At 71.1% G+C, this 3231-nt stretch carries 3 protein-coding genes and 1 pseudogene; all 4 read right to left on the bottom strand.

The features are described from left to right. Window positions 1–214, bottom strand: a pseudogene (locus AB8Z36_RS34095) (hypothetical protein); the annotation flags it as partial. 290 nt (window positions 215–504) lie between these two features. Further along, window positions 505–1611 (bottom strand): peptide chain release factor 2, encoded by a 1107-nt coding sequence (prfB, locus tag AB8Z36_RS34090; protein WP_369217260.1) that lies wholly within the window; start codon window positions 1609–1611, stop codon window positions 505–507. A gap of 55 nt (window positions 1612–1666) precedes the next feature. After that, the gene (locus AB8Z36_RS34085; RefSeq protein ID WP_369217259.1) at window positions 1667–2902 is read right to left on the bottom strand and encodes a serine/threonine-protein kinase; all 1236 of its coding nucleotides are present in this window, start codon (window positions 2900–2902) and stop codon (window positions 1667–1669) included. A gap of 160 nt (window positions 2903–3062) precedes the next feature. Continuing rightward, window positions 3063–3231 (bottom strand): serine/threonine protein kinase (locus tag AB8Z36_RS34080; RefSeq protein WP_369217261.1); only part of this gene is annotated, 169 nt, incomplete at its 5' end.

Here is a 3231-nt window from a genome sequence, read left to right as displayed (position 1 = left end):
ACGCGGACGAGAGCGGCGTCGGGTCCACATCCGGCTTCAGGTCCACGTCCACACCGACGCCGCTCTCGTCCGCGTGGGCGCCCGCGCCCACACCGCCGAGGTCGACGCCGACGTCGAGAGCCGAGGCGGCACCCGCGGCGGTCAGCGAGGCACCGGCGGCGATCACCGCGCCGGCGGCTATCCGCGCGACACGGATGCGCGTCTTCTTCGTCATCTGGCTGCTACCCCCAGTAGCTGAATCGTCAGTGAGGCAGCGTCCGGGGCGGCGACCTCCGGGGCTCTCGGTCGACTCGCGACCGGCCCCCACAGATCCCACGCGCCCCAGAAATACGCATGCCGCGCGCTAGCCTTTCCACTTTTCACAGCAGCGTCAAGGTCGTTGCGGGCGCGATGTCCGATATCGCGGCAGATGACCGTCGTACGGAGATGTGACTGTGACGCAAAAGGCAACTGCCGCCTTTACGGCGACAGTTGCCTTGTCGATAAAGCCGCTCGCGGCCTTATTTACTTCTCCTGCTGCTTGCGCCAGCGAATTCCGGCTTCGAGGAAACCGTCGATCTCGCCATTGAAGACGGACTCGGGGTTGCCGACCTCGAACTCCGTACGGAGGTCCTTGACCATCTGGTACGGGTGCAGGACGTACGAACGCATCTGGTTGCCCCAGGAGTTGCCGCCGTCGCCCTTGAGGGCGTTCATCTTCTCCTGCTCCTCCTGGCGGCGGCGCTCAAGGAGCTTCGCCTGGAGGACGTTCATCGCGGTCGCCTTGTTCTGGATCTGCGAGCGCTCGTTCTGGCAGGAGACGACGATGCCGGTCGGCAGGTGGGTCAGCCGGACCGCGGAGTCGGTGGTGTTGACGCCCTGGCCGCCGGGGCCCGAGGAGCGGTACACATCGACGCGCAGCTCGCTCTCGTCGATCTCGATGTGGTCGGTCTGCTCCACCACGGGGAGGATCTCGACGCCCGCGAAGGAGGTCTGGCGGCGGCCCTGGTTGTCGAAGGGCGAGATCCGCACCAGGCGGTGGGTGCCCTGCTCCACGGAGAGCGTGCCGTAGGCGTACGGGGCCTGGACGGCGAAGGTGGTCGACTTGATGCCGGCCTCTTCCGCGTACGAGGTCTCGTACAGCTCCGTCTTGTAGCCGTGGCGCTCGGCCCAGCGCAGGTACATGCGCTGGAGCTTCTCGGCGAAGTCGGAGGCGTCGACGCCGCCGGCCTCCGCGCGGATGGTGACGACGGCCTCACGGGAGTCGTACTCGCCGGAGAGGAGGGTCCTGACCTCCATCTCGTCCAGCGCCTTCTTGACGGCCGTGAGCTCGGACTCGGCCTCGGCGCGGGTGTCCGGGTCGTCCTCCTCCTCGGCCATCTCGAACAGCACGCCGAGGTCGTCGATGCGCCCACGGAGCGCCTCGGCCTTCCTGACCTCCGCCTGGAGGTGGCTCAGCTTGCTGGTGATCTTCTGCGCCGCCTCGGGGTCGTCCCAGAGGGACGGGGCGGCCGCCTGCTCCTCGAGCACGGCGATATCGGCCCTCAGCGTGTCGAGGTCCAGGACGGCCTCGATCGACTCCATGGTCGAGGAGAGGGACTTGAGCTCTTCGGATACATCGACGACTGCCACGACTCCAGCCTAACGGCTGCGGCAACCTGTTCCTTCCGGGGTGGTGCGTGCGCGGCTACGGGGCCGGCGGCGCCGACGTGCTCGTGTCCGGGGGCGTGGGCTCCTCCTCGGACGTGGCGGCCCAGGTGCCGACGCCCGCCGCCGCGACGATGACCGCCCCCGCCACGCCGAGCGTGATCCGGCGGCGGCGCGCCGAGGACCGGTGCTTGGCGGAGCCGGGGCGCGCGGCACCGGAGGCCCGAGGGGCGCGCGCCGTGCCCCGGGCGCCGCCCGCCAGCTCGTCGGGGCCGGGCACCCGCATGGAGGTGTGCGTGTCGCGGTTGGAGTCGGCGGGGGCCGCCCCCGGCACCAGCGGCACGGCGCCCCGCCGGGGAGCGGCCTCGCGCGGCTCGGGGGCGGACTCCTCGTAGGCCTCCTCGGCCGGTGCGGGCTCCGTGTCCGGCTCGTCGACGTCCAGCGGCGGCATCCCCGCGACCAGCGGCAGCAGCTCCCGCAGGCGCGCGGCCAGCTCGGAGGCGCGCAGCCGCGAGGCGGGGGCCTTGGCGAGGCACTGGACGAGGAGCTGCCAGAGCTCCTCGGGGATGCCCGGCAGGGGCACCACCGTCTCGGTGACGTGGCGTCGCAGGATCGCCCCGGGGTGGCCGCCGCCGAAGGGGGTGAAGCCCGCGAGGAGCTCGTAGAGGACCGTGGCGAGGGCGTAGATGTCGACGGCGGCGCGCGGCGGCAGGCCCTCGATGATCTCGGGGGCGAGGTAGTCGGGGGTGCCGATGATCTTCGTGGCGCGGGTCCTGCGCGGCGAGTCGATCAGCTTGGCGACGCCGAAGTCGGTGAGGAGCGCGGGGTGCGCGCCGCCGGGTCCGAGGGGGCCCTGCATGTCCAGGAGGACGTTCTCGGGCTTGACGTCGCGGTGCACGATGCCCGCGGCGTGCGCGGCGGCGAGGCCGTCGGCGACGTCCGCGACGATGGCGACGGCGGCCTCGGGGGCCATGCGCCGCTCGCGGTCGAGGCGGGTGCGCAGGTCCGTGCCGCGTACGAGGTCCATGACGAGGGCCAGGTCGTTGCCGTCGACCACCAGGTCGTGGACGCCCACCACGCGCGCGTGGTCGAGGCTGAGCAGGGCGGTGCGCTCCTGGACGAAGCGGCCGACGAGTTCCTGGTCGGAGGCCAGGTCCTCGCGCAGCAGCTTGATGGCGACGGGGCCCTCGGGCCCCTCGCCGAGCCACACCGTGCCGGCACTGCCACGGCCCAGGATCTGGTGGGCGGTGTACCGGCTGCCGATCTTGCGCGTCAAGACTGCTCCTACGGATGCGTGTTGGCGACAAAACTACGCGGCCTTGCCGCCAGCCTTCACTCCGGGAGCAGAAATCACTCTGCGGGTGTCGACAAATCCCCAGAGCAGGGTGGGGATGGCCGCCCCGGCGACCGCTCGGCTGCCCGCCGACGCCTGCCGGCTACTTGCCGCCGACCTTCCCGATCCAGCCGCTGACCGTGTCGTACCAGTCCGTGACCTGCTCCCAGTACCCCTTGGACGTGCCGATCCAGTCCTGGAGCGGGCTGAACTCCCAGACCAGCCAGCTCGCCACGAAGAGGATGACGAGCGTGAACAGGCAGCCCTTGAGG

Source organism: Streptomyces flavofungini (assembly GCF_041028215.1).
Taxonomy (GTDB): domain Bacteria; phylum Actinomycetota; class Actinomycetes; order Streptomycetales; family Streptomycetaceae; genus Streptomyces; species Streptomyces flavofungini_B.
Note: the sequence above shows the minus strand (reverse complement) of the source record. Positions and strands in the feature narration are given on the sequence as shown.